The 26,138-nt window shown below is 65.0% G+C and carries 18 protein-coding genes and 1 tRNA gene; 15 read left to right on the top strand and 4 right to left on the bottom strand.

The window, feature by feature from the left end; translation table 11 throughout:
• The first annotated feature begins 1 nt into the window (after position 1).
• The 3 genes from A9K71_RS16635 to A9K71_RS16625 all read left to right on the top strand — a co-directional run bounded on the left by A9K71_RS16635 (position 2) and on the right by A9K71_RS16625 (position 5,470).
• Complete coding sequence (locus A9K71_RS16635) at positions 2–1,630, top strand: alpha-D-glucose phosphate-specific phosphoglucomutase (protein WP_066997774.1); 1,629 nt, start codon at positions 2–4, stop codon at positions 1,628–1,630.
• Between the two features lie 196 nt (positions 1,631–1,826).
• On the top strand, positions 1,827–3,827 hold the full coding sequence (glgX, locus tag A9K71_RS16630; protein WP_066997771.1) for a glycogen debranching protein GlgX: 2,001 nt from the start codon (positions 1,827–1,829) through the stop codon (positions 3,825–3,827).
• On the top strand, positions 3,827–5,470 hold the full coding sequence (locus tag A9K71_RS16625; RefSeq protein ID WP_066997768.1) for an alpha-glucosidase family protein: 1,644 nt from the start codon (positions 3,827–3,829) through the stop codon (positions 5,468–5,470). Before glgX ends, A9K71_RS16625 begins: the two co-directional genes overlap by 1 nt.
• Positions 5,471–5,476: 6 nt before the next feature.
• Here the strand turns inward: A9K71_RS16625 and A9K71_RS16620 are convergent, their stop codons facing one another.
• Positions 5,477–7,294: a pilus assembly protein TadG-related protein gene (locus A9K71_RS16620; RefSeq protein ID WP_348626993.1), complete on the bottom strand. Its 1,818-nt coding sequence runs from the start codon at positions 7,292–7,294 to the stop codon at positions 5,477–5,479.
• Complete coding sequence (locus A9K71_RS16615) at positions 7,294–7,863, bottom strand: TadE/TadG family type IV pilus assembly protein (RefSeq protein WP_245299649.1); 570 nt, start codon at positions 7,861–7,863, stop codon at positions 7,294–7,296. The genes A9K71_RS16620 and A9K71_RS16615 overlap by 1 nt, the downstream gene beginning before the upstream one ends.
• Positions 7,864–8,031: 168 nt before the next feature.
• On the opposite strand from A9K71_RS16615, the gene A9K71_RS16610 reads away from it, so the two are divergent.
• The 4 genes from A9K71_RS16610 to A9K71_RS16595 all read left to right on the top strand — a co-directional run bounded on the left by A9K71_RS16610 (position 8,032) and on the right by A9K71_RS16595 (position 13,473).
• Entirely contained in the window at positions 8,032–9,624 is a 1,593-nt protein-coding gene (locus A9K71_RS16610; protein ID WP_066997763.1) for a peptide ABC transporter substrate-binding protein, read from the top strand.
• 174 nt (positions 9,625–9,798) lie between these two features.
• Positions 9,799–10,722 (top strand): ABC transporter permease subunit, encoded by a 924-nt coding sequence (locus A9K71_RS16605; protein WP_066997760.1) that lies wholly within the window; start codon positions 9,799–9,801, stop codon positions 10,720–10,722.
• Positions 10,715–11,839, top strand: a complete 1,125-nt coding sequence (locus A9K71_RS16600; RefSeq protein WP_066997757.1) for an ABC transporter permease subunit — start codon at positions 10,715–10,717, stop codon at positions 11,837–11,839. The genes A9K71_RS16605 and A9K71_RS16600 overlap by 8 nt, the downstream gene beginning before the upstream one ends.
• A gap of 17 nt (positions 11,840–11,856) precedes the next feature.
• A complete protein-coding gene (locus A9K71_RS16595) occupies positions 11,857–13,473 on the top strand; it encodes an ABC transporter ATP-binding protein (protein WP_066998155.1) in 1,617 nt (538 codons plus the stop codon).
• 27 nt (positions 13,474–13,500) lie between these two features.
• On the opposite strand, the gene A9K71_RS16590 is transcribed toward A9K71_RS16595, so the two are convergent.
• Entirely contained in the window at positions 13,501–13,824 is a 324-nt protein-coding gene (locus A9K71_RS16590) for a hypothetical protein (RefSeq protein WP_066997754.1), read from the bottom strand.
• A 352-nt stretch (positions 13,825–14,176) separates the two neighbouring features.
• Between A9K71_RS16590 and A9K71_RS16585 the strand changes: the two genes are divergently transcribed.
• From A9K71_RS16585 to A9K71_RS16560, 6 genes are all read left to right on the top strand, one after another.
• Positions 14,177–14,422, top strand: a complete 246-nt coding sequence (locus A9K71_RS16585) for an acyl carrier protein (RefSeq protein WP_066997751.1) — start codon at positions 14,177–14,179, stop codon at positions 14,420–14,422.
• A 68-nt stretch (positions 14,423–14,490) separates the two neighbouring features.
• On the top strand, positions 14,491–15,630 hold the full coding sequence (locus A9K71_RS16580; protein ID WP_095827233.1) for an acyl-CoA dehydrogenase family protein: 1,140 nt from the start codon (positions 14,491–14,493) through the stop codon (positions 15,628–15,630).
• A gap of 1 nt (position 15,631) precedes the next feature.
• Entirely contained in the window at positions 15,632–16,555 is a 924-nt protein-coding gene (locus A9K71_RS16575) for an amino acid--[acyl-carrier-protein] ligase (RefSeq protein WP_066997745.1), read from the top strand.
• A 1-nt stretch (position 16,556) separates the two neighbouring features.
• On the top strand, positions 16,557–17,555 hold the full coding sequence (locus tag A9K71_RS16570) for a DUF1839 family protein (RefSeq protein ID WP_066997742.1): 999 nt from the start codon (positions 16,557–16,559) through the stop codon (positions 17,553–17,555).
• A gap of 25 nt (positions 17,556–17,580) precedes the next feature.
• Entirely contained in the window at positions 17,581–20,130 is a 2,550-nt protein-coding gene (locus A9K71_RS16565) for a glycoside hydrolase family 2 protein (protein ID WP_245299648.1), read from the top strand.
• Positions 20,127–21,917, top strand: coding sequence for an alpha/beta fold hydrolase (locus A9K71_RS16560; protein ID WP_066997736.1), 1,791 nt, complete (start codon positions 20,127–20,129; stop codon positions 21,915–21,917). Before A9K71_RS16565 ends, A9K71_RS16560 begins: the two co-directional genes overlap by 4 nt.
• Positions 21,918–22,057: 140 nt before the next feature.
• On the opposite strand, the gene A9K71_RS16555 is transcribed toward A9K71_RS16560, so the two are convergent.
• Positions 22,058–22,134 (bottom strand) — tRNA-Pro (locus A9K71_RS16555).
• Positions 22,135–22,334: 200 nt separating this feature from the next.
• Here A9K71_RS16555 and A9K71_RS16550 point away from each other — a divergent pair.
• Complete coding sequence (locus tag A9K71_RS16550; protein WP_066997733.1) at positions 22,335–23,855, top strand: phosphomannomutase/phosphoglucomutase; 1,521 nt, start codon at positions 22,335–22,337, stop codon at positions 23,853–23,855.
• A 10-nt stretch (positions 23,856–23,865) separates the two neighbouring features.
• A complete protein-coding gene (locus tag A9K71_RS16545; RefSeq protein WP_066997730.1) occupies positions 23,866–26,103 on the top strand; it encodes an AGE family epimerase/isomerase in 2,238 nt (745 codons plus the stop codon).
• Positions 26,104–26,138: the final 35 nt, after the last annotated feature.

Raw genomic sequence — 26,138 nt, 5'->3', positions numbered from 1 at the left:
CATGATACGGACCGTCCCCACCAAACCCTATACCGACCAGAAGCCCGGCACCTCCGGCCTGCGCAAGAAGGTGCCCGTCTTCCAGCAGGAGCACTATGCCGAGAACTTCATCCAGTCGATCTTCGACGCTCTGGAGGGTTTTCAGGGCAAGACGCTGGTGATCGGCGGCGACGGCCGTTTCTACAACCGCGAGGTCATCCAGACGGCCATCGCCATGGCCGCTGCGAACGGCTTCGGCAAGGTGATGGTCGGGCAGGGCGGCATCCTGTCGACGCCAGCCGCGTCCAACATCATCCGCAAATACAAGACCTTTGGCGGCATCATCCTGTCGGCCAGCCACAATCCGGGTGGCCCGCACGAGGACTTCGGCATCAAATACAATGCCGGCAACGGCGGCCCTGCGCCGGAGAAGATCACCGACGCGATCTTCGAAAAGACCAAGACGATCTCGAGCTTCAAGATCGCCGACATCGGCACCGTCGACATCGACACGATCGGCACCTTCCAAGCCGGCGGCATGACGGTCGAGGTGTTCGACCCGGTCAAGGACTATGCCGAGCTGATGGAGAGCCTGTTCGACTTCGACGCCATCCGCGCCAATTTCAAATATGGCTTCCGCATGCGCTTCGACGCCATGCACGCGGTGACCGGCCCCTATGCCAAGGAGATCCTCGAGCGTAGGCTCGGCGCCCCGAACGGGACCTGCCGCAATTTCAAGCCGCTGCCCGATTTCGGCGGCCATCACCCCGATCCGAACCTGGTCCATGCCAAACATCTCTATGACGAGATGATGGGGCCGGACGCGCCGGATTTCGGCGCCGCTTCCGACGGTGACGGCGACCGCAACCTGATCATCGGCAAGGGCATCTTCGTAACGCCCTCGGATTCGGTGGCGATGCTGGCCGCCAACGCGCATCTGGCGCCCGGCTACAAGGAAGGCCTGAAGGGCATCGCCCGCTCGATGCCGACCAGCGGAGCGGCCGATCGCGTCGCCGAGAAGCTCGGCGTCGGCATCTACGAGACGCCGACCGGCTGGAAGTTTTTCGGCAATCTGCTCGACGCCGGCATGGCGACGATCTGCGGCGAGGAAAGCGCCGGCACCGGTTCTAACCATGTGCGCGAGAAGGACGGGCTGTGGGCCGTGCTTCTGTGGCTCAACATCCTCGCCGTGCGGGGCGAGAGCTGCAAGGACATCGTCACCAAGCACTGGGAAACCTACGGCCGCAACTATTATTCGCGCCACGACTATGAGGAGGTCGAGACAGACCGCGCCAACGCACTGGTCGACGAATTGCGCGCCAAGCTCGGCTCGCTGCCCGGCACCAGCGTGCGCGGCATGAAGATCGCCAGCGCCGACGACTTCGCCTATCACGACCCGGTCGACGGCTCGGTGAGCAAGAACCAGGGCATCAGGATCCTGTTCGAGGGCGGCTCGCGCGTCGTGTTCCGGCTCTCCGGCACCGGCACTTCCGGCGCCACGCTGCGCGTCTATATCGAGCGTTACGAGCCCGACAAGGCGAGGCATGACCTCGACACGCAGGAAGCGCTCGCCGACCTCATCGCCGCCGCCGACGACATCGCCGGCATCAAGAGCCACACCGGTCGCAACAAGCCGAGCGTGATTACTTGAAAATGGTGAGGATTTCCCCTTCTCCCCTTGTGGGAGAAGGTGGCCGAGCGAAGTTCGGACGGTTGAGGGGTGCTCCAGCTTGGCGCAAACCCGTGTCCAGAACATCGACGCCTCATTCCTTCCAACGCCCCTCATCCGTCTCGGCGCTGCGCGCCGATCCACCTTCTCCCACAAGGGGAGAAGGGGAGAGGCCCGCATGACCCTCGGCGCCAGCATCACTCCCGAAGGCATCCGCTTTGCCGTTTGCTCCTCATCGGCCAGACGTCTTTGGGTCTCGCTCTTCGACGACAGCGGCGCGCGCGAGATCGACCGGCTGGAACTCAACCCGGAAGGCGAGGGCGTGCATGCACTCCTTGTCCCCGGCCTTGGGAACGGCACGCGTTACGGTTTTCGCGCCGACGGCGACTATGCGCCGGAGCGCGGCCTCTGGTTCGATCCGAACAAGCTTCTCATCGATCCGTATGCCGTCGAGGTCGATCGTCCATACCAATATCACTGGAGGCTGGCCGCCAAACGCAATGAAGGCGCCGACACGTCCTCGCTCATGCCAAAGGCAATTGCGCATTCCCTGCCCAAACCGCAGCCGCCCCAGCCGCCGCTGTTCCGGCCCGGCGGCCTGATTTACGAACTCAACGTCCGCTCCTTCACCAGGCTGCATCCGGACGTCCCCGAGGCCCAGCGCGGCACCATCGCGGCGCTTGCCCATCCGGCTGTCGTCGAGCATCTGAAGCGTCTCGGCGTTTCCGCCGTCGAGTTGATGCCGATCACGGCCTCGATCGACGAGCGCCATTTGCCGCCGCTGGGGCTGAACAATGCCTGGGGCTACAACCCCGTCACCTTCATGGCGCTCGATCCCCGCCTGGCTCCGGACGGCCTGAGCGAATTGCGCGATACCGTCGCGGCGCTGCGTGAAGCGGGTATCGGCACGATCCTCGACCTCGTATTCAACCACACCGGCGAAAGCGACCGGCTCGGGCCGACACTGTCGCTGCGCGGCCTCGACGCCCGGACCTATTACCGGCACATGCCGGACGGCCGACTGGCCAATGACACCGGCACCGGCAACACCGTCGCCTGCGACCACCCGGTCGTGCAGAGGATGGTGCTCGATACGCTGCGCCATTTCGTCCGCCATGCCGGCGTCGACGGCTTCCGCTTCGATCTAGCGCCGGTGCTCGGCCGCGTTGACGGCACGTTCGATCCGGAGGCGCCGCTTCTCGAAGCCATCGCCGGCGACCCCGTGCTCGCCGACCGCGTGCTGATCGCCGAGCCATGGGATATTGGCGCGACCGGCTACCAACTCGGCAATTTCCGGCCGCCATACCTTGAATGGAACGACCGCTATCGCGATGACGTCCGGCGCTTTTGGCGCGGCGACGCGGGCGCGATCGGCGCTTTAGCCACGCGGCTTGCCGGTTCCTCCGATGTGTTCGGCGGGGCGGGGCAGCCGGTGAGCCGCAGCGTCAATTTCATCGCCGCGCATGACGGCATGACGCTGGCCGACATCGTTGCCTATGAGAAGAAGCACAATGCGGCCAATGGCGAGCACAATCGCGACGGCCACAATGACAATCTGTCGTGGAACAGCGGTGTCGAGGGCGAGACGGATGACGCCGAAATCGCCAAGGCCCGCTTCGATGACCAGCGCGCGCTGCTTGCGACGCTCTTTGCCTCGCGCGGCACCATCATGCTGACCGCCGGCGACGAGTTCGGCCGCACACAGAAGGGCAACAACAACGCCTATGCGCAGGACAACGCCATCACCTGGCTCGACTGGGCCGGCCGCGACCGGGCGCTGGAGCGGTACACAGCAGCGCTTGGGCAACTGCGCCGTGCCTTTCCGCCGTTATCCGACACGAATTTCCTGACCGGCAAAGCTGCAGACGGAATGGAAATCCCGGACGTCGAGTGGTTGACCGAGACCGGCGCACCGCTCGGCGAGGCCGACTGGAACGATCCCGGCCGTCACCGCCTCGTCATGATCCTCGGCGATAGCCAGCGCGGTCGCCTTGCCGTCATGGTCAATGGCGACCGCCGCCAATGCGTCTTCTCCTTGCCGCTGCGACATGGCTACGAGTGGCGTCCGGCGATCGACACGCGGGCGATCGACCTTGCGCGGCCGCTGCCCGGCCGCACCGTCAATTTCATGATCGAGCGCAGGGCGGCCGGAAAGGCCCGTGCCGGGAAGGGTTCGTAATGGCTGGTAACAATGCCGAATGGTGGCGCGGCTGCGTGATCTACCAGATCTATCCGCGCTCCTTCCAGGATACGACCGGCGACGGCAGCGGCGATCTCAAGGGAATAACGTCGCGTCTTGCCCATGTCGCTTCGCTCGGCGTCGACGCCGTCTGGCTCTCGCCCTTCTTCAAGTCGCCGATGGCCGACATGGGCTATGACGTGTCGGACTATCGCGATGTCGATCCGATGTTCGGCACACTTGGGGATTTCGACGCGCTGGTCGCCGAGGCGCACCGGCTTGGCCTCAAGCTCATCATCGACCAGGTGATCTCGCATTCGTCCGACAAGCACGAATGGTTTGTCGAGAGCCGCGCCAGCCGCGACAATGCCAAGGCGGACTGGTATGTCTGGGCCGACGCCAAGCCGGATGGCAGCGCGCCCAACAACTGGCAATCGCTGTTCGGCGGGCCGGCCTGGGAGTGGGACGCCACCCGCCGGCAATACTACATGCACAATTTTCTCACCGCGCAGCCGGATCTGAATTTCCACAATCCGGAGGTGCAGGATGCGGTCCTTGACACCGTGCGCTTCTGGCTGGAGCGCGGCGTTGACGGATTCCGGCTGGATACCGTGAACTACTATGTCCACGACCGCTGGCTGCGCGACAACCCTCCGCTGGCTTCAAGCGTCGCCGGCACCAACGTCGCCACCACCACCTACGCCTTCCAGGAGCATCTCTTCGACAAGACGCGCCCCGAGAATCTCGATTTCCTGAAGCGCTTGCGCGCGTTGCTCGACGAATATCCGGACCGTGCCGCCGTCGGCGAAGTGGGCGACGAGGAGCGCTCGCTGCAGACGCTCGCCGCCTACACCTCCGGCCGCGACAAATTGCAGATGTGCTACACCTTCGACCTGCTCGGCCCGCAATTCTCGGCCGCCCATGTGCGCGGCTGCGTCGAGGCGTTCGAGAACGCGGTTGCCGACGGCTGGGTCTGCTGGGCCTTCTCCAACCACGACGTCATGCGCCATGTCAGCCGCTGGACGCAGCCGGGCGAAAATCCTGATGCGGTAGCGAAATTCGCGATCGCGCTGCTGTCCTGCCTGCGCGGCTCGATCTGCCTCTACCAGGGCGAGGAGCTTGGGCTGGAGGAAGCCGAGCTTGCCTATGAGGACCTGCGCGATCCGCTGGGCATCCGTTTTTGGCCGGGCGTGAAGGGCAGGGACGGCTGCCGCACCCCGATGGTGTGGCAGGCCGGGGCCGAAAATGGTGGCTTCTCCGTGGGCAAGCCCTGGCTGCCGGTACCGCCGTCGCATCGCGCCCGCGCGGTCGATGTGCAGGAGGGCGAGGACGGTTCTGTCCTTGCCGCCTATCGCTCGATGCTGGCCTTTCGCAAGCGCCATCCGGCGCTGATCGCCGGCTCGATCCGGTTCCTAGAGGCGGAGGGCGATGTGCTTGCTTTCATCCGTCAGCGCGAAAACGAGAACTTGTTATGCGTCTTCAACTTCGCTGGTGAGCCGGCGAACTGGGCGCTGCCGGCCGAGATCAGCGATGTCGAGATAACGGTTCTTGCCGTAGACGTCGCCGGCGTTCTTGGCGGTGTTCTCGGAGAAATTGCGCTGGCGCTGCCGCCTGTAGGGTGCTTCGTCGGGAGAATTGGCTGACGGTCGCTACTGCACCAGCACCGAGCGTCCGCAAGTCGCGCCGGTGACCCGCACATCGGCCTCGCCGACATGCACGCCAAGCACCGCAAGCACATTGTAGACGAGGTTGTCGACCGGCGCGGTGACGCTGTTGAGCAGCGTCGTCACCGCCGGCTTCACCGTGCCGAGCAGGGTGGTCGCGTCGAGACCGAGGCCGAGCGCGTTGACCGTCAGCGACAGGTTGTTCACCAGCGAGGCGGTGAGCGACTGCGTCAGGTTCTTGGTCGACACTGTCTTGATCGCCTTGTTGGCGATCTCGGTGGCGCTGAAGGTCAGGTTCGTCGGCGCCATGCTGGTGACCGAGAAGGCCGACGATCCCTTGATCTGCAGCAGATTGAGGTTGATCAGCATCATCTTGAGGCTGACGTCGGCGATGTCGGCGTCGCTGAAGGATTGCGGCTTGCCGAAATCCGCGAAGCCGCTGGCGTTACTGTCGGCGAGATGGGCCGCGACGACGCCCGGCTGCGCGGCGATGGAGACCTTGATGCTGGAGCGGCCGGTCGGGCAGCTGATGTCGGTCAGCTTGGCTTCGGCATAGGCGACCTCGATATCGAGTGGCAGGTTGACGGCAAGCAGCTTGACGCCGCCCCTCAAATTCATTCCGGCTGTGCCATTTCCGGTGCCGTTGCCAAAGCCATTGCCGTTGTTCCCGTTCCCAATCCCGACGCTGGCATTGAGCTTGATGCGCGTCTGCGCCGTTCGCACCACCGTGCCCAATTCTCCCACCGCCAGCCATGGCGACGATTGCATGGGTTCGCCGACGGCGACCTGGAGCGTCGTCGATGTCAGTCCCGGTATCGTCGCCCCGAGGTCGACCGTAACCTTGTTCGTGCCGTTGGCGAGCGCCGCGGCTGCGCTCAGCATGCTCATGGCGCTGGCGCTGACCGAAAGCCCGGCGGGCTTCTGTCCGAGCCCCAGACTGCCTACCGAGCCGAGGTCGACGAGGTGGCCAAGCGGGACCTTGACCGAGTTGGCGGCGCTCGAGGCCATGGTCTGCAGCGCGAGCTTGGCGGTGCGGTCGAGCCCGGGCACGTTGGACATGGCGGTGGCGATCTGGCCGACCGTTGCCTTCGAGCCGAGCACATCCGAATAGGTAACGCCGGTCAGACGCAGCTGCGTCGCCAGCGCATCGGTGAAGGAGAGCACGTCGACATCGGCCGAGATCAGCGAATTGTAGTCCATCACGCTGAGCGAGAGGTTGCCGCCCAGAAGCGCGCCGAGCAGCACGTTGAGGACGCCGCCATTGACGCTGGCGAGCCGCGATCCGACCGAGAATGCTGCTGCGGGCTCGGCGCTTGCGGTGGCAGTCGTGCCGATCACCGGCGGGGCCATCACCGAAGCGGCGAAATAGAGCGTGCCGAGCTTCTTCATCGACACCTGGACGGCATTGTAGGGCAGCTTGCCCGCCTCGAAGCGGCTGCCGGCCGCGATGGAACTGACCCCCGAATAGCGTCCGGGCACGACCTCGACAACCGCCTTGCTGGCGGTCGGCTCGATTTTGGTGCCCTGCTGCTGCACGGCCACGGACGTGATTCCGTTGTCCTTCAGCGTCGTCAGCACGGCTTGCTGGGCTTTGTTGATGTTGGCGGCGGCGGTGATCGCGGCGAGGTCGACGATCGACTGCGCGGCGCGGCGTTCGTTATAGAGCGAGCCCTCGTCGATCGCGAACGCGGTCAGCGTCAGCGCCACCGGCGTGCAGAGCGCGGTCATAACCGCGAAATTGGCGCGCCGGTCGGCGATCAGCCGTCGCGCAGCGTCCATCACTCCCCCCGCGGAGTAGCGCATCATATGCCTCCGACCCGGATCGTCGACTGGCGCTGGATCGTGGTCCCCGGCAACGGCAGTGTCCGGAACAGGCTCCAGATCGGCAGGTCGCGCGCGTCATAGCTGACTGAGACGATGAACTGGCTGCCATCGACGGTACTGTCCTTGGCGTCCACCGTCAGTTTTTTCGGGTCGACAAAAGCATAGCCCGCGACGTCATGGCTGATGAAATCGGTGACCAGCGCCTGGCGCTCCGTCTGGTTGAGGCCGGCGATCGCCGTTCGCGCCGCGTCCGCGGCGATCTGCTGGACCGAATGGCTGGCGCCGAAATAGATTCCGTATGCAACCATTCCGAGCAACAGCAGGATGAAGATCGGCGCCAGCATGGCGAACTCGACCGCCGATGTGCCCGCGGCGTCAGCCCGGAAACGGAACCAAGGAGCAAGGAAATTTCGGTTCTTCAGCATGGGCCGGAGAATGCCAAAACCTGCTTGCAAAAACAGAAAACGGCTGGAACAACCGAAAGGTGCACACAGTTGAACGGGGCGCCTAAGCTTTAGATATCGCTGTTTTAGCGAAACGCTGCTCACTCAACGTCAAGCAGCGGGCAGTTGAAATAAGATATTCCTCTGTCTAGTCTCCCGCCACCAGCCGCCGGAAGGGAACCGGGGGCGCGCTCAAAAGGGACCCGTTGACGGTTCCGGGGCGTCAACACTCAAGGCGTGGTTGAGGGGCCGCGCCAACAAGGGAGAGACTTCATGCTCAAAAACCTGCTGAAGGCGACCGTGTTCGCCACCACGATGGCTTTGGCGACCGGTGCTTTCTACACGCCCGCCTTTGCCGAGACCGTCTACAATCGCGGATCCGCTGCCGAGGCGGAGACGGTCGATCCGCACAAGACGTCGACGGTCTACGAGGCCGATATCATACGCGACCTGTTCCAGGGCCTCGTCATGCATGACCCGAAGACGAACCTCATTCCGGGCGCCGCCGAAAGCTGGACGGTGTCCGACGACGGCACTGTCTACACCTTCAAGCTGCGCAAGGACGGCCTGTGGTCGGATGGCAGCCCGGTGACGGCGGACGACTTCGTCTACTCGTTCCATCGGCTGGAAGACCCGGCCACCGCTGCAGAATACGCCTCGATGCTCTATCCGGTGAAAGGCGCCGAGGACTTCAACACCAAGAAAGGCAAGGCCGAGGATATGGGCGTGAAGGCGATCGACGCCAACACCCTGCAAGTCACGCTGAAAGCTCCGACGCCCTATTTCCTGGAGATGCTGACCCACCAGGCGACCTATCCGGTCAACAAGGCTTCCATCGACAAGCTCGGCGCGGACTGGATCAAACCGGGCAAGCTGGTCTCCAACGGGGCCTATACGCTGGCGGAGTGGGTTCCCAACGACCATATGAAACTGGTCAAGAACCCGAAGTTCTGGGACGCCGCAAGCGTCAAGCTCGACGTGGTCAACTACATCCCGACCGAGGATCGCTCGTCCGCGATGAAGCGCTTCGAGGCCGGCGAACTCGACAGCTATGGCGACCTGCCGACCGAACAGCTCGCCGATCTCAAAACCAAATTCGGTGACCAGATCCGTGTGGGGCCATATCTCGGCACCTATTATTATGCGGTCAAGACCGACAAGGCGCCTTGGGACAACGTCGAACTGCGCAACGCCATCTCAATGGCGATCGATCGCGACTTCCTCGCCGAGAAGGTCTGGCAGAACTCGATGCTGCCCGGCTATTCGATGGTTCCTCCGGGCATCGAGGGCTACACGCCGGCACTGGCAAAATACGCCGACATGTCTCAGATCGACCGCGAGGATGCGGCCAAGAAAGTGCTGGAAAAGCTGGGCTATACACCCGAGCATCCGTTGAAGATGGAGATCCGCTACAACACCTCGGAGAACCACAAGAACACGGCGGTCGCCATCCAGGAACAGCTGAAGCCGCTCGGCATCGAGGTGACGCTGCTCAACACCGACACCAAGACCCACTATGGCTTCCTCGAGCAGAAGGGCAACTACGACGTCGCCCGCGCCGCCTGGATCGCCGACTACAAGGATCCGGAGACCTTCCTCGGCATCTCGCGCAAGGCGAGCGGCAACAACTACTCGAACTACAACAGCCCTGCCTATGAAGCCGCCATGGACAAGGCAGCCGCCGCCGGCGGCAAGCCTGAGGAGCGCATGAAGGACCTCGCCGCAGCGGAGCGCATCCTCGTCGACGATGTCGGCCAGATCCCGCTGCTCTACTACAGCTACCACGACATCGTTTCCTCCAAGCTGCATGGCTTCGAGGACAATGTCATGGACATTCATCCGTCTCGCTTCATCTCCAAGGACTGACAAGGAACCTTGGCCGTGCCGCCGCTCTCTTTTAGGGAGCGGCGGCCGCGGTTTGTCGTCGTGCCGGGCCGAAAGTCGCATTGTATTTTCGGCGACGCCGGTGCGAAGATCAGAGATGCCAGCGCGCCACGATCTCGTCTGGAGAGCCGTCGCCCTGGCTGAAGCGGGGCGCCGATGCTGCGTTATGTCTTCCGGCGGCTATTGACCGCCATCCCGACGCTGTTCGTCATCGTGACGGTGGCGTTCTTCCTGATCCGCGTCGCCCCAGGCGGCCCGTTCAACCAGGAGCGGGGCTTGAGCCCCGAGATCAGGGCCAATCTCGAAGCCCAGTTCGGCCTCGACGATCCGCTCTGGCTGCAATATCTCCACTATCTCGGCAATCTTTTGCGCGGCAGTTTCGGACCGAGCTACAACCTGCCGGATTTCACCGTCACCGAACTCTTCGCCAAGGGCCTGCCGATCTCGGTGCAGATCGGTACCTCGGCGCTGGTGCTGGCGCTGCTGCTGGGCTCGATCCTCGGCACGATCGCGGCGCTCAATCAGAATAAAATAGCCGACTATTCGGTGATCGCCTTAGCCACGGCCGGCAGCACCATCCCCACCTTCGTCACCGCGCCGGTGATCCAGCTCGTCTTCGGCCTTTCCTGGAAGCTGTTGCCGATCGGCGGCTGGGGCGACGGCGCCCTAATCAACAAGGTCGGGCCGGTGCTGACGCTCGCCCTGCCGCAGATCGCCATCGTCGCCCGCCTGATGCGCGGCTCGATGATCGAGAGCCTGCGCTCGCACCACATCCGCACCGCCCGCGCGCTCGGCCTCTCCGACTGGTCGGTGGTGGTCAAGCACGCGCTGCGCGGCGCCGTGCTGCCGATCGTCTCCTTCACCGGTCCGGCGGCGGCGGCGCTGCTCACCGGCTCGATCATCGTCGAGACCATTTTCTCCATTCCCGGTGTCGGCCGCTACTTCGTGGACGCCGCGCTCAACCGCGACTACACGCTGGTCATGGGAACCGTGGTGGTGATCGCGCTCTTCACGATCGTCTTCAACCTGATCGTCGATCTTCTCTATGCGGTCGTCGATCCGAGGGTGCGCTATGACTGAGCTTGCCGTAGCCGCTCCGGAGCCGATCGTCGGCCGCTCGCTCTGGGGCAATGCCTGGGCGCGGCTGAAGCGCAACCGCGCCGCCATGTTCAGCCTCTACTATCTGGCATTCATTGCCGTCACCAGCGTATTTGGCCCTATGGTCGTGCCGCATGAATACACGACCATCTACGGCGACTATGTGCGCACGCCGCCGAGCCTGTCGGCCTATCCGAAGCCCGACATGATCCAGGGCGCGTTGAGCGACGCGATCAAACGCATGCGCGTCGACATCAAGGAGTGGCACCAGGACGGCAGCCGCGTCGTCGTCACCGTCACCTCCAAGAAGCCGGTCGACGACCGCAACATCCGCTATCTCGACCGCTCCGACGCCTTCGACGACACGAAGATCGAGAGCAAGTCGCCCGATGGGCTCGAGATGACCATGAGCGCGGCCGTCAAGCAGCAATATTTCTTCTTCGGCACCGACAACACCGGGCGCGATCTCTTGTCTCGCACGCTGATGGCCGGGCGCATTTCGCTCGCGATCGGCCTGCTTGCCGGTGTCGTCGCCGGCGTCATCGGCGTGATCTACGGCGCGACGGCCGGCTTTGCCGGCGGCAGGGTCGACGAGGTGATGATGCGCATCGTCGACGTGCTTTACTCGCTGCCCTTCATCTTCTTCGTCATCATGCTGGTGGTGTTCTTCGGCCGCAACTTCGTGCTGATGTTCCTGGCGGTGGGGGCGGTGCTGTGGCTCGACATGGCGCGCATCGTGCGCGGCCAGGCGCTGTCGATCCGCAGGCAAGAATACGTTCAGGCGGCGGAAGCGATGGGCGTCGGCCAGCGCGGCATCCTCGTGCGCCACGTCATCCCCAACCTGCTCGGGCCGGTGGTGATCTACATGACGCTGCTGGTGCCGCAGGTCATCATCCTGGAAAGCTTCCTGTCCTTCCTCGGGCTTGGCGTGCAGGAGCCGATGACCAGCTGGGGCGTGCTGATTTCGGTCGGTGCCAAGAACATCGGCTATGCCAACTGGCTGCTGTTGTTCCCGGCCTTCTTCCTCGTTTCGACGCTGTTCGCGCTGAACTTTGTCGGCGACGGCCTGCGCGACGCGCTCGACCCCAAAGATCGATAAGGATGGGGATCGCTGACATGGCTTCCGAAACGATCCTCAGCGTCAAGGACCTGCGCGTCCGCTTCCAGACCCTCGACGGCACGGTCGAGGCGGTGAAGGGCATCAGCATAAAGGTCAATGCCGGCGAGACCGTCGCCGTCGTCGGCGAATCCGGATCCGGCAAGAGCCAGACGATGATGGCCGCGATGAGCCTGCTTTCCTCCAATGGCGAAGCGACCGGCCAGGTCGATTACCGCGGCCGCAACCTCCTGGAGATGACCAAGAGCGAGCTCAACAAGGTTCGCGGCCGCAAGATCAGCATGATCTTCCAGGAGCCGATGACCTCGCTCGATCCGCTCTACACCATCGGCAACCAGCTCATCGAGCCGATCCGCCGCCATCGCGGCCTGAGTGCCCAGGCCGCGCGTGAAGAGGCGCTGAAGCTGTTGAGACTGGTGCACATCCCCGATCCCGAGCGGCGGATGAAATCCTATCCGCACGAAATGTCGGGCGGCCAGCGCCAGCGCGTCATGATCGCGATGGCTTTGGCGAACGATCCCGATATTCTGATCGCCGACGAGCCGACGACGGCGCTGGACGTCACCATTCAGGCGCAGATCCTGATGCTGCTTGCCGAACTGCAGCGCAAGCTCGGCATGGCGATCGTCTTCATCACCCATGATCTGGGCATCGTCCGCCGTTTCGCCGACCGCGTCTATGTCATGCGCCAGGGCGAGGTGGTGGAAGAGGGCGAGGCGGAAGCGCTTTTCGCCAATCCGCAGCACGCCTACACCAAGATGCTGCTCGCCGCCGAGCCGACCGGCACCAAGGCGGCCGCGCCCGCCAATTCGCCCGTGCTGCTCGAGGGCCGCAACGTGGAGGTCGTCTTCAAGATCGGCGGTGGTTTTCTCGGCGGCGAGCCGCTGATGTTGCGGGCCGTCGACAAGATATCGATCCGGCTGAAGCGCAACCAGACGATCGGCATCGTCGGCGAGTCCGGCTCCGGCAAATCGACGCTCGGCCGCGCGCTGCTGCGGCTGCTCCCCAGCGACGGTGTCATCCGCTTTGGCGACCGCGACATCTCAGAGGCCGACCGCCACGCGATGCGGCCGCTGCGGCGCGAATTGCAGCTCGTCTTCCAGGATCCGTTTGGCTCGCTGTCGCCGCGCATGACGGTTGGCCAGGTCATCACCGAAGGGCTTTTGGTGCACGAGCCTTCGCTGACGGGCAAGCAGCGCGACCAGCGTGCCGTCGAGGCGCTGCGCGAGGTCGGCCTCGACCCGAACGCGCGCAACCGCTATCCGCATGAATTCTCCGGCGGCCAGCGCCAGCGCATCGCCATTGCCCGCGCTATGATCCTGAAGCCGAAAGTAGTGGTGCTTGATGAGCCGACCTCGGCGCTCGACCGCTCGGTGCAGAAGCAGATCGTCGAGCTATTGCGCAAGCTGCAGGCGGACCACGGACTGTCCTACCTCTTCATCAGCCACGACCTCGCAGTGGTGCGCGCCATGGCTGACTACATCATCGTCATGAAGCAGGGAAAGATCGTCGAGGAAGGGGCGGCCGAGGAGATCTTCGGCAATCCGCGGGAAGCCTACACGCAGACATTGATGAAGGCGGCGATCGATACGACCAGGTTCCGCATCAGCGCTTGAGACTTCCGCTGCTCGGCGACGCCCTGGTCACTGCGAGGACGGGCAGCGGCTCTTCCTGGCCGCGATGATCGCCTGCTGCTGTTGCTGCAGCCGCTCGATCCTGGCGGTATCGCGATTGGCCACGACCGTCTTCACGCGCTCGCCGCCGAGCAGCCAAGTCGGCACGCTGGTATTGGCGACCTTGCCGCGGCTGATCGCCGTCCGCGAAATATCGGTGGCGGTGTCGCCGAGCGCGCTGTTGAGCTCGGCGCAGCTCATCCCGTCGTATTTCGCCGGATTGATCGACGCAACACTCGACGAGCAGCCTGCGATCAAGGTCAACGGCAAGAGAGCCCGCAGCGTGAACTTCATACTCTTACCCCGGTCTCGCCGTTCCAAAAATCGTCCAGCAGCTCTCGAATGGGATAGCGGCAACCATTAGGCCAAAGTGAGGGCCCATTGTCGACCATTTATCTGATCGATTGATTGACGGCAGGCTTTTGCCAGGTCGCGGCGGCGGCGGAGGGGCCGTGGCGTGATATCGATGCGGACACGCAGCCACAAAAAATCCCGGACAGAGGCCCCTCCGAATCGAGAGCCGTAAAATTGTATTGCGGTCCGTTACCGATCCTTAGGCATGGTTGAAACTGCTCTGCGGCGTTAACGCCACGGTTGCGCTGCGTCTGCGATATTGCCGGCTGCACAACGCAAGGGTGGGGCCTCCATGATCGACCAGATACGTTCGCTGCTCGAGCAGCATCCGATGATTCCGCTGAATTTCGGCGCGCTCGCCGACGACGCCAATCTCTATGACGCGGGGCTGACCTCCTTCGCCTCGGTGCAGATGATGCTGGCGCTCGAAGAGGAGTTCGACATCGAATTCCCCGAGACGATGCTGACGCGGCGCACCTTCTCTTCGCTGGCCAGCATCGCGGATGCCGTTTCGCAGTTGACGCGCAAGGCGGCGTAGCCATGAACGTGTTGAGAAACATAGAGGCGGCCTCGCTCGCGGAGGCGCCCGAAGTCGCGACCGAGCGCATGCGCCGCGTCGCCGAGATCGCCGCCGGCCATGCCGACCCCGTCGACAAGGAGGGGCGTTTCCCGGCGGAGACGATCGAGGCGCTGAAGCGCGAGCGCCTGCTCGGCGTGGCGATCCCGATCGAGCATGGCGGCGAGGGGCTCGGCACGATGCAGATCGCCGACCTCATCGTGCAGCTCGGCCAGGCCTGCGGCTCGAGCGCGATGATCTATGCCATGCATCAGATCAAGACGTCGAGCTTTGTCACTCACGGAGGCGCCAGCGATTGGCACCGCGCTTATATGCGGCGCATCGCCGACGAGCAGCTTTTGATGGCTTCCGCGACTACGGAGGCCGGCATCGGCGGCAATTTGCGCAATTCGATCTGTGCGGTCGAGGTCGCCGGCGGGCGCTTCGCGCTGACCAAGGAAGCCACCGTCATCTCCTATGGCAACTATGCCGACGCCATCCTCGCCACGGCGCGTCGCGCCCCCGATGCGGCCAGCTCCGATCAGGTGATGGTGGTGATCCCGGCCGACGGCAACCGCACGCTTGAGCGCACGTCGGTGTGGGACACGCTCGGCATGCGCGGCACCTGCTCCGACGGCTTTCATCTGGTCGCCACGGGTGACGCGGCGCAGATATTCCCGAAGCCGTTCTCCGAGATCGCGGCGCAGTCGATGCTGGCCAGCTCGCACATCTTCTGGGCGGCGACCTGGTTCGGCATCGCCGCCGACGCCTTCAATCGGGCGCAGGCCTTCGTCAAGGCGGCGGCGCGCAAGCAGCCCGACTCCATGCCGCCGGGCGCGCTGAGGCTGGCCGAAGCGGCCGCCCTTTTGCAGGAGATGAAAGGCCACCTTGCGGCCGCCATCCACCGCTTCGAAGCGGCCGCGGGCGAGGACGACGCGCTGTCTTCGATCGGCTTCGCCGCCGAGATCAACGCGCTGAAGGTCGCGGCCAGCGAGAAAGCCGGCGCCGTGGTGCGTCTCGCCATGCTGGTCAACGGCATTCTTGGCTACAAGAACGGCACCCCGTTCAGCGTCGGCCGGCAGCTGCGCGATGTGACCTCGGCGCCGGTGATGATCTCCAACGACCGCATCCTTTCCAATACCGCGACGCTCATGCTGATGAGCCGCTTCGACACCGGCCTGGGGAGCTGAGATGGACGCCAAGACATTCGACTCCAAGTCGCTGCTGGACAGCCTGTTCGAGAACGGCATTCTGTTCGAATCCGGCGTCGACGGCCTTTATGGCCGTTCGGGCGCGTTCGAGGACGTGATCGAGCGGTTCGAGCGTCTCGTCACCCGCCTCGGCGCGCCCGACAAGGCCACTCGCATCCATTTTCCGCCGGGCATGAGCCGCGCGACGCTGGAGAAGAGCGGCTACATGAAAAACTTTCCGCAGCTTGCCGGCTGCGTGCATTCCTTCATGGGCGGCGAGCGGGAGCATGCGCAGCTGCTCGGCATGATGGCTGACGGCGGAGACTGGACGGAGCTGCAGAAGGCGACGGACCTCGCGCTGACACCCGCCGCCTGCTATCCGCTCTATCCCACAATAGCTGCGCGCGGCCCAGTGCCGGCGCAGGGCCTTCTTTTCGAACTCTCCTCCTACTGCTTCCGCCACGAGCCGTCGAAGGACCCGGCGCGCATGCAGCTCTTCCGCATGCGCGAGTTCGTCAAGATCGGCACGGCCGAGCAGGTGCGCTCGTTCCGCGAAAGCTGGCTGAAGCGCGGCAGGGCCATGATCGAGTCGCTCGACCTGCCCTGCGAGGTCGATCTTGCCAACGATCCGTTCTTCGGCCGCGGCGGCAGGATGATGGCCAACAACCAGCGCGATCAGGGCCTGAAATTCGAGCTGCTGATTCCGGTGACCAGCATCGAGAAGCCGACCGCCTGCTTGAGCTTCAACTATCACCAGGACCATTTTGGCCAGACCTGGGGCCTGAAGTTCGCCGACGGGGAGTTCTGCCATTCGGCCTGCGTCGGCTTCGGGCTGGAGCGCGTGGCCCTGGCGCTGTTCCGCCACCACGGGCCGGACGCGGAAGCCTGGCCGGCGGCGGTCCGCGACGTGCTCTGGAGCGTGTGAGATGCTGAGCGCGATCGCCGGCCTCGATCCGGCCACCTACCGGCCGCACTGGCTGCACGATCCGCAAAGGCGGTGGCCGCAGACCAACTGCTATGTCGACCTTCTGATCGAGGTTCTGCACGCGACCGGGCACGATCCGGTCGCAGCGCTCGGTTTCACCGCGGCGCAGGATTTCGAAGGTGATCAGTTCACGTTCTTCAAGTTTCCGACCGCCGACCTGCAGAGGCTGGCGGGGCTGGACATCCAGGAGCTGGCGGTCTTCGACCGGCTGGAGACGCATGTGCTGACGCAAGTCGAACTCGGCCGGCTGCCGCTGGTCGAGGTCGATGCCTTCTACCTGCCCGACACCAAAGGCATCACCTACCGCAGCGGCCATTCCAAGACCACGGTCGGTATCAATGCGCTCGATCCCGAGGCGCGGCAGATGCGCTACTTCCACAATGACGGCTACTTCGCGCTCGAGGGCCAAGACTATGACGGCATCTTCGGCCAATGGGATGGTGTGTCGGCAGGCGACCTGCCGCTGTTTCCTTACGCGGAATTCGTGAAGCTCGACGCCACGCGCCCTGCCCGCGACGCGGTCGGGACCGCAGCGGCGCTGCTTGCGCATCATCTGAAGCGGCGGCCGAAGCGCAATCCGCTCGGCGCCTATGCGGCCGCGTTCGGCCGCCACGCTGAAAGGCTGGCGACGAAGTCGCCTGCCTATTTCCACACCTATGCCTTCAACACGCTGCGGCAGGTCGGCGCGAATTTCGAACTTCTTGGCAGTCATCTCGAATGGCTGGGGCAGCACGGCGAAACCTGCCTGGCAGAGGCGGTGCAAGCCGCCGGCAACATTGCCGAGGGCGCCAAGGTCATGCAGTTCAAGCTCGCCCGCGCGATGGCGCGGCAGCGCTTCGACGGCTTGACCGAAGCAATCGCGCCGATGGCGCAGGCCTACGAAACGGTGATGAACGTGCTGGACGCCCGCATGGCCGGTGTCGCCTCCAAGGCGGCCTAGCGGGCCGGCCGAGGCGCATTTGAGCATGGGTGGGGAAATGGACGCCACGGTGTCGATCGCCGGCACTGCCGGATTGCTGGATCGGGGTTGGCGGATGGCCATCTCGGCGGCAGGTGCCTGGGCTTCGCCGAATGACATCGACGCAAATGCCGGATGGCTGGACGCGGCCTGCCCCGGCACGGCGGCCGCCACGCTGGAAAAGCATGGCCGCTGGGACCGCAAGCAGCCAACCCGGCTGCACGACCGCGATGTCTGGTACAGCCGCAGGCTCGACGCGACCGGCCCGGTGCGGCTGGTGTTCGAGGGGCTGGCGACTTTCGCCGAGGTCTGGCTTGGCGAGCGGCTGCTGCTCACCTCGACCTCGATGTTCGAGCGCCATGAGGCTGCGGCAAGCCTTTCAGGGGGCGAGCAGCTCGCCATCGTCTTTCGCAGTCTCGACCGCCATCTGGAAACGGCTATCGGTCCACGCGCCCGCTGGCGCCCTCGCATGATCGACGATCAGCGGCTGCGGCTGGTGCGCACGACCCTGATCGGCCATATGCCGGGCTGGTGTCCGAGCTTCGATGTCGTCGGGCCGTGGCGTCCCATCAAGCTGATTCGGGAAGTTGGCGGGCAGCGCATCCTCGATGCCCATATGCGCGCCAGGCTCGACGGCGCCACCGGGCATCTTGCGATTGCGATCACCCTCGCCGAACCCTTCGACAATGCGCAAAGGGCGCATGTCAGCTGTGCCGGAGTGCGCGCGCCCCTCAAGTTCGAGACACCCACCCGGCTGACGGCGGAATTGGCCATTGCCGATGTCGCCCCATGGTGGCCGAACAGTCATGGCGAGCCGGCGCTGCACGAAGTGATGGCGACGCTCGGCACGGTGCGCAGCCGGCTGGGCCGGGTCGGATTCCGCCGCATCGAGATCGATCGCGGCGCCGACGGACGCGATTTTCGCCTGGTCGTCAACGGCGTGCCGGTGTTCTGCCGCGGCGCGGTCTGGACGCCCTCCGATCCCGTGCGACTGCCCTGCGAGCGAGGCGAAATCCAGCCCGGCCTCGATCTCGTGGGCCAAGCCGGCGTCAACATGCTGCGGGTCGGCGGCACCTTCGCTTATGAAAGCGATGCCTTCCACGAGCTGTGCGACGAGATGGGCATTCTGGTCTGGCAGGACCTGATGCTCGCCAATTTCGACTATCCGGCGAAGAGCGAGGCCTGGCGGGCGGCGCTGTCGCGCGAGGTGGAGAACCTGTTAAGGCGGCTTCGGCATTCGCCGTCGCTGGCGGTGCTGTGCGGCGGCAGCGAGGTGGCGCAGCAGGCCGCGATGCTCGGCATGCCGGTGGCGATGGATCCGACACCCTGGTTCGACGATGTCGTGCGTCCGGCCGCGCAGGCGATCCTGCCCGATCTGGCGCTGGTGTCCTCCTCGCCCTCCGGCGGCAGCCTGCCCTTTGCCGCGGATGGCGGCCCGACGCACTACTATGGCGTCGGCGCCTATTGCCGGCCGCTGGAGGACGCGCGCCGCGCGGAGGTGCGTTTCGCCAGCGAATGCCTCGCCTTCGCCAACGTGCCGGAACAGGCGACGCTCGATGAGCATCTGCCCGTTCCGCCCGGCCACGACCCGCGCTGGAAGGCCGGCGTGCCGCGCGATGCAGGTGCGTCGTGGGATTTCGAGGACGTGCGCGAGCATTATCTGGAGACGCTGTTCGGCGTCGATGCTCGCCGGCTGCGCATGGAGGATCCAGCGCGCTACCTCGACCTCTCGCGCGCCGTCATTGCCGAGGTGGTTGAGCGCACGATCGATGAATGGCGCAGACCGGCCTCCCCGACGGCGGGCGCGCTGGTGTTCTTCTGGAAGGATCTGCTCCCGGGAGCAGGGTGGGGCGTCGTCGATTCTGCCGCTCGGCCGAAATCGGTCTGGCATGCGCTGAGACGCGCCTTCGCGCCGCTCCGGCTGACGCTGACCGATGAGGGCGTCAACGGGCTGAGCGCCCATCTCGTCAATGACACGGCAAGGGCAGTCGAGGCGACGCTATCGCTTGCCTGCCTGCGCGACGGCGTCACCCCGGTGGTGGCGGCGCGCCGGCCGGTCACTCTGCAGGCGCGCGGGGCGCAGTCGCTGTCGGCATTCTCGCTGCTCGGCGCCTTCTTTGATCTGTCTTACGCCTATCGCTTCGGCCCAGCCGGGCACGAAGTAACGGTGGCAAGGCTGGAAGGCCACGACGGCGAGATCCTGGCCCAAGCCTTTCATGTGCTTCCAGGCGCCATGACCGCGCGACGCGATGTCGGCCTGTCCGCAGGGCTGATGCGCGGAAGCGACGGCTGGCGCCTGCGGCTCGCCTGCAGACGCGCCGCCTATCACGTCGCCATCAAGGATGGGCTGTTCTTCCCGCGCGAGAACGGCTTCCACCTGATGCCGGGCGCGGTGAAGGAAATTGGCCTGGATGGGCCGGCCTATGCCACTCCGGCCGGCGTCGTGACGGCGCTGAATGGCGATCGCGAGGTGGCCTACGATGCGCCGCAAGCCGACACTGTCGAGACCAGGGTGGAGAGGATGCAGTCGTTGCGGCCTGCCGGGAGCGTCGCATGAAGGGGATCGTCTTTGCCGACACGATCGGCTGGCTTCATGAAGGCAGGGGAACCGGGCGGCGCGGCCGGGGTGTCGTGATCGCCGGGGCGCATGGCCACGAGGACCTGTGCAGCCGGCGTTTCCTGCGGCTTCTGGCTGACAAGCTGGCCGAAAACGGTCTGCCGGCGCTGCAATTCGACTATCCCGGCTGCGGCAATGCCGCCGGGGACCATTCAACGCCCGGTCAGGTGCAACGGTGGACGGCGAGCATAGGCGCGGCGATCGATCGGCTGAGGCAGGATTGCGGCGTGGCGGACGTCATTTTGGTCGGCTTCCGGCTTGGTGCCCTGCTGGCCCCGCTGGCGGCGGCCGGACGCGACGACGTGGCGGGTCTCGTGCTGCTCGCGCCGCCGTCCTCCGGCAAGGCCTATGTTCGCGAGATCACAGCCATGTCGCGCATGATCGACGCGCCGCTGGCCAGCCGCTCGGCGGGCGAAGGGGTTTTCACCGAGGGGCGCGAGGCCGCCGGCTTCCGAATTTCGCATGAAACGCTGGCCGATCTCTCAGCGCTCGATTGGCGGTATGCCGCGGCTGGCCTTCCATCCCTGCCGAAGCTGGTGCTTACAAACGGCAAGCCGCTGGCTGCCGAAGAGGTGCTCGGCGACACGGCTGGCGCTGCGGAAATCGCGACGGCCGAGTTCGATGGCTATCCTCTCTTGATGTGCGACCCGACCGCTAACCGGATTCCGGCCGCCGCTCTCGATCGCTGCGCCGCCTGGATCGCCGACCAGGCTGCCGAAGCGGCAGCGGGAAAGGCCATGCCGCGCGATGTGTCGCAGATCCTGGACGGTCCGCATTACACGGAAAGCCCGGTGCTGATTGGACCGGCGCCGATGATCTGCGGTGTGCTTTGCCGACCGCGCGAACGCCAGACCGAGGCCGAGCCGGTGATCTTCCTCAATGCCGGTGGCGTGCCGCATGTCGGCTGGGCGCGCGGCACGGTGGAAGCGGCGCGAGCCCTGGCGGCGGAAGGCGTAGCCTCGCTGCGCGTCGACCTGCCCGGACTTGGCCTCAGCGATCCGACCGAGGAAGGGCGCCTGTTCCTTTATGACCGGCGCACGCGCCATGATGTAAGTCGTGCGATCAACTGGATGGAGCGAGCCGGCTACCCCGGGGTCGGCCTGGTCGGCACCTGCGCTGGCGCATTTCAGGCTTTTCACGCCGCGCGGGCCGATCGGCGGGTACGGATGCTGACCATGATCAACCCGCTCTGCTTCGCCTGGAACGGTTCCTACGCGCTGGAGATGGCGGTCTGGAAGACTTACGAGACGTCCAAGGCCGTGCTCGGGCAGAACGCTGCCGCCATGCAGGAGAGCCGCGAGCCGGCCGACGCCGCATGGCGCGGGATCGCTTCGCGATGCGCCCGGCTGATCGTCCGGCGCGGGCTGGAGGCGATCAAGTCCACATTGTCGATGCTGCATCCGGCCGCGCTGCTTGGACAGCGGCGGGTGGAACGCTGGATGCGCGACCTATGCGGCCGCGGCGTGCGGGTCCTCCTCGTAACCTCGGAAGGCGATCTGAGCCTCAAGGAGATCGCCCGCCATTTTGGCTCGGAGGAAGAGCGGCTCGATAGCATTCGCGGCGTGACCAGGGTCTCGCTGCCGAATGCCGACCACACGCTGACGCCGTATCACGCACGGCGCGCCGTGATCGCTCGCCTGATCGACCATGGCGGCATCAGGCGTGACGGTTATGCTCGTTCCGAGCCGGTGCGCGCGACGGCAAGCCCTTCCTTCCTGGCGCCGTAGGGGATCATCAGTTCGGCTTGAGTATTGACATGCGGCAAGCGCGTCGCGTCTTGAAGCGTCACGCAGCGATACGGTTCTCTGCGCGAAGCCGAAAGGTTTGAATAATCAGGGAAACTAAAGACTTTCGGGAGATTTCGTTCTGGTCGGAGTGGCAGGATTTGAACCTGCGACCCCATCGTCCCGAACGATGTGCGCTACCAGACTGCGCTACACTCCGTGACCAGACGGCGGGCTTATAGCCGCCACTTTCCGATCCTGCAAGCGTCAATGGCTGCACTTGTGTCGCATTTCTCGGCTTTCACCCAGCTTGCCCGGATGGCATGCGATTTAGCCGTCGGATAAAGACCGGCTTAAAGGCTTTCGTGATAAGCCGCGCCCTTTACAGATCGGCATTCCGGCTCTCTGGAGTTTCGACCATTGACCTTCACGATTGTTGGCGAAGCCCGGCCCAACAGCTTCGAATTCGAGACCTCGGCGCTGATCACGGCGTCGGGCTTTCGCGAGTACGACGCGCGCTGGTGGGTCGGCCATCCCGGCTCGACCAAGGCGCCGGAGCTCAATTTGATCGGCGTCCAGGCGCTCGGCATGGGTCTGGGCACGCTGATCCGGCGCTTGGGCGTTGGGCCGGATATCGTCACCGGCCATGATTTCCGCTCCTATTCGCTGTCGATCAAGCTGGCGCTGGTCTCCGGCCTGATGGCAGGGGGCGCCCGGGTGAAGGATATCGGCCTGGCTTTGTCCCCCATGGCCTATTTCGCGCAGTTCGCGCTCGATACACCCTCGGTCGCCATGGTCACCGCCTCGCATAACGAGAATGGCTGGACCGGCGTCAAGATGGGGGCGGCGCGGCCGCTCACCTTCGGTCCGGAAGAGATGAGCGCGTTGAAGAAGATCGTGCTCGAAGCCGACTTCGACCTCCGCGGCGGCGGTGCCTACGAGTTCATCTCCGGTTTCCGGGAGCTCTATGTCGATGATCTTACCAAGGGCAAACACATCTCGAGAAAGCTCAAGGTCGTTTGTGCCTGCGGCAACGGCACGGCCGGCGCCTTCGCGCCGGAAGCGCTGGCGCGTGTCGGCTGCGAGGTGATCCCGCTCGACGTCGAGCTCGACCATGCCTTCCCGCGCTACAATCCCAATCCCGAGGACATGCAGATGCTGCGTGCCATCAGCGAGAAGGTGCTGGAGACGGGCGCAGATGTCGGACTGGGCTTCGATGGCGACGGCGACCGCTGCGGCGTCGTCGACAACGAGGGCAACGAGATCTTCGCCGACAAGGTCGGCCTCATGCTCGCGCGCGATACTTCATCGCTCCGTCCGGGCTCGGCCTTCGTCGTCGACGTCAAGTCGACGGGGCTCTTCGCCACCGATCATGTGCTCAAGGCGAACGGCGCCACAACTGACTATTGGAAGACCGGCCATTCCTACATCAAGCGCCGCGTTGCCGAGCTCGGTGCCGTCGCCGGCTTCGAGAAATCCGGGCATTTCTTCTTCAACCCGCCTATCGGCCGCGGCTATGACGACGGGCTGATCACTGCGATCGTCATCTGCCAGATGCTCGACCGCAATCTGCGGAGCTCGATGGCCGATCTCTGCCGCGCGTTGCCGCTGACCTACGGTACGCCGACCATGTCATCGCAATGCCCCGACGAGGTGAAGTACGGCGTGGTCGACCGCGTCGTGGCGGATTTTCAGACGATGCACCGCGAAGGTGCTGACTTTGCCGGCCAGAAGATCGTAACGCTCATCACCGTCAACGGTGTGCGCGTCGTTGCGGAGGACGGCACCTGGGGCCTTGTGCGCGCCTCCTCGAACAAGCCCGAGCTTGTCGTGGTGGTGGAGAGCCCGGTATCGTCCGAGCGGCGCCGGCAGATGTTCGAAGCCGTCGACGCCGTGCTGCGCCGCAGTCCCGAAGTCGGCGCCTACAACCAGACCTTCTAACAGGGCAGCCATGAGCCAGCGCATCGTCAGTTTCGTCATGAGCGGCGGCGTCGGCTCGCGGTTATGGCCCCTGTCGCGCGAGGACAATCCCAAGCAATTCCACGACCTTTCCGGCGACGGCTCGATGCTGGCCAAGACCTTGCGCCGGCTGGCCGCGCGGCCTGAAGGGCAGACGCCGATCTTTCTCATCGCATCGGAGCGCCATGCCGAGCGCGTCCATGCCGATCTTGCCGGCATTGATCTCGCCGGCGGCGGGCCGCTGTTCGAGCCCACCGGGCGCAACACCGCCGCTGCCGTGGCGCTTGCCAGCCTGCGCACCCTCTCCGAATTTGGCGACGAGCTTGTTCTCGTGGTGCCCTCCGACCACGAAATCTCCACCGCGCGCCAGTTCTGGCAGAGCGTTGAAGCGGGTGCTGCGGCGGCGAGAGCCGGTCGCCTGGTGGTGTTCGGGATCAAGCCGACGCAGCCCGAAACCGGCTATGGCTATATCGAGGTCGCGGCCGACCGCGACGGCGTGTTCGACGTCTCTCGCTTCGTCGAGAAGCCCGACCTCGCCACCGCGCGGGCTTATCTCGACGCCGGCAGTTTCTACTGGAATACCGGCATTTTCCTGTTTCGCGCCGGCGTCATGCGCGCTGCCTTCGCCGCGTTCGAGCCCAAGATCTGGCAGGCGACGGAAGCCGCGTATCACGCGGCGACCAACGATCTTTCCGGGCTTTACATGCCGCTGGAACTCTACTGGGCGATCCCGTCGACCTCGATCGACTACGCTGTCATGGAGCGGGCCAAGGACATCGCCATGGTGCCGGCCGGATTCCGCTGGAACGATCTCGGTTCGTGGCAGTCGCTGCTCGATGTCGGCCCGTCCGACAGCCACGGTAACGTCATCCTTGGCGATGTCCTGGCCATAGATTGCGAGAACTCCTACATCCGCGGCGACGGCCGGCTGCTGTCGGCCATCGGCATGAAGGACGTGGCGATCGTCTCGACGGCCGACGCCACCTTCGTGGCGCCGGTCAGCCACAGCCAGCACGTCAAGAAGATCGTCGAGCAGCTAGAGAAATCCGGTCGGCTGGAGACGAGGTTCACGCCGGCGCATGACCGCGTCATCGAGAGCGGCGCCTGGCGGCGCCGCGTTCGGCACTGGCTGTTCGAGGAGACGCTGCCGCTGTGGTCGACCGCCGGCGTCGATGAGCGCCATGGCGGCTTCCACGAGGCGCTGGGCTTCGACGCCGCGCCGTTGATGAAGCCAAAACGCATGCGCACCCAGGCGCGTCAGATCTATGCCTTCGCCGTCGCCAAGGAGCGCGGCTGGGACGGACCGGCGGATCGGCTGATCGCTCATGGCCTTGACTTCATGGCAGGCCGGGGCCGCACCGACAAAGGCGGCTGGGTGCGCACGCTCAATATCGACGGCTCGGTCGCCGATCCGGTCGAGGATGCCTACGACCATTCCTGCGTGCTGTTGGCGCTGGCGCACGCGCATATGTCGGGTCATCCCGATGCGTTGCGGCTCGCCGAGGAAACCTTTGCTTTCCTCGATGCTCATCTCGAGGACAGCCGCATGACAGGTTTCCTCGAAACCTCCGACGGCGAGGGCGAGCGTCGCTCCAACCCGCACATGCATCTGCTCGAAGCCTTTCTCGCTTGGCACAGAGCCACTGGCGAGCGCGTCTACCTGAGCCGCGCGGCGCGCGTCATAGATCTCTTCCGCAGTCATTTCTTCGATGCCGAAAGCTGGACGCTGGGCGAGTATTTCGACGACGGCTGGAAGCCCGTGGCGGGCGCGAAAGGAACATGGACCGAACCCGGCCACCATTTCGAATGGGCCTCGCTGCTCGTCGATTTCGCCGCCCGCAGCGGCCAGGCCGAACTCACCGGCTTCGCCCGCAAGCTCTATGCCTCGGCTGTCGCCAACGGCCTCAACCGCGCCACCGGCCTTGCCTATGGCGCCGTCTCGCGCCAGGGCCTTCCGCTCGACACGGTCTCGCGCAGCTGGCCGCAGGCCGAGGCGATCAAGGCTGCGATCGCGCTCGACGGCTCGGGTGGGCCGGACCTCAAACCGGAGATCGAGGCGCGCGTCGGCCACCTGTTCCGCTGGCACATCGACCCGGCGCCGGTCGGCCTCTGGATTGACCGCATCGACGAGCGCGGCCGGTCATTGGCGAGCGACGTGCCGGCCAGCATCTTCTACCATCTGGTTTGCGCGCTGACGCAGTATCTGGACGGAACGGCGGAGAAGGGGTGAGGGGGCAACTGGCGGCAACGCAGAAGCTGCCAATC

It is taken from the genome of Mesorhizobium sp. WSM3873, assembly GCF_001672445.1.
GTDB lineage: Bacteria > Pseudomonadota > Alphaproteobacteria > Rhizobiales > Rhizobiaceae > Mesorhizobium.
This window is presented reverse-complemented; position numbering and strand designations above follow the sequence as displayed.